The organism is Staphylococcus rostri (assembly GCF_002902145.1).
GTDB lineage: Bacteria > Bacillota > Bacilli > Staphylococcales > Staphylococcaceae > Staphylococcus > Staphylococcus rostri.
Genome location: NZ_PPRF01000101.1, coordinates 1 through 1,333, shown reverse-complemented (window position 1 = coordinate 1,333; position 1,333 = coordinate 1). Strand labels below are relative to the sequence as shown.

Genomic DNA, 1,333 nt, shown 5'->3' with positions numbered 1-1,333 from the left:
TCGCAAATTTCAAGTTTAAGTTAGTCACCTTTTACGAGTGAGGACTACACTGAGATTATCCGTTTCCGAACCTGTTGAGGATGGATGAGTTTTAACTCATCTAGCGTCAACAGGTAACCAAAGCTATGTATTTAGCTTTGGAAAGTCTCATACAGATTGAGCTGCTTTAAAAATTTTGCCATTTGATGATGAGCTGTGTTGTAATTTAACGTCTTTCTAGGATAGTCATTCATATATTGTTGTATCATTTTTATGAGCGACTTTGAAACACCAGATAAATCGTGTGCTTTTGGAATAAAGCGACGGATTAATTTATGTTGGTTTTCACTTGTTCCCCGTTCATATGATGAGAATGGATGTGTAAAGTATATCTTTGTCATATGTCCAAAGTCTTCATAGAGTGATGCGAACTCTGAACCATTGTCCGATGTGATAGATTTGAAGATTTTTGGTGCTTTTTCACCCAGTGAATCAAATAGTTTTTTCAATGTATGAGACACTGCATCAGCACTTTTACTCTCTATCATTTCTAGTATTTCAAAACGTGTTTGTCTTTCAACAAGCGTTAAAATAACAGGTTTTGACTTATCTTTTGTACCGATTACAGTATCTATTTCCCAGTGACCAAAAGATTGACGTGACGCTATTTCACCAGGACGCATTTCAATACTTGGTCCAAGTACTCGACTGTGTGGACGATTATGATAGCTATTTGGAGTAGAATGACGTCTTCTTAACTTTTCTAGTAGATCAATGTTCTTAGTTTCCATAATTTGTTGATCTATCCAAGTATATATTGTTGTTGTTGAAGGAATCTCTTTCCTTTCAAAACGTTGTTGTTTGTGCGCATATGCGACGACTGCTTCAGGTGACCAACGTTTCTTTTTCATAAGACGATCTGCCCATGGAATAAATGATGGGTTCTTCTTCCATAAAGGCTGAGCACCACATTGTTGTCTATTTTCGTGATAACGTTGTTGACCTAGTGAAGAAAAGTAAATTTGCGTCTCATATTCATAGACTTTATGTTGTTGTTTTTGTCGTTTAATTTGGCGTGTTGTTCCTCGATGAATTTCGTTATTGATCGTTTGAGGTGCACGTCCTAATTCACGCGCGATTGCACGATTTGAAAAGCCGAGGTTTCTAAGTGTTTCTATTTGAACACGTTCTTCATAACTTAGGTGTGTGCCTTTGCGTTTTGTCGTGTTAAAATAAGTATGTGTCATGTGAATTTATTCCTTTATTGATTTGGTGTGGTAACCTCAATAATAACATGAAATTCACGTGGCGTTTTTTTGTCTAAAGGTGGCTAAGTTGATTATAAAATCCACCA

At 36.4% G+C, this 1,333-nt stretch carries 1 protein-coding gene; it reads right to left on the bottom strand.

The genetic code is table 11. The features are described from left to right. Positions 1–131 precede the first annotated feature (131 nt). The gene (locus CD122_RS10630) at positions 132–1,226 is read right to left on the bottom strand and encodes an IS30 family transposase (RefSeq protein ID WP_031590773.1); all 1,095 of its coding nucleotides are present in this window, start codon (positions 1,224–1,226) and stop codon (positions 132–134) included. Positions 1,227–1,333 lie beyond the last annotated feature (107 nt).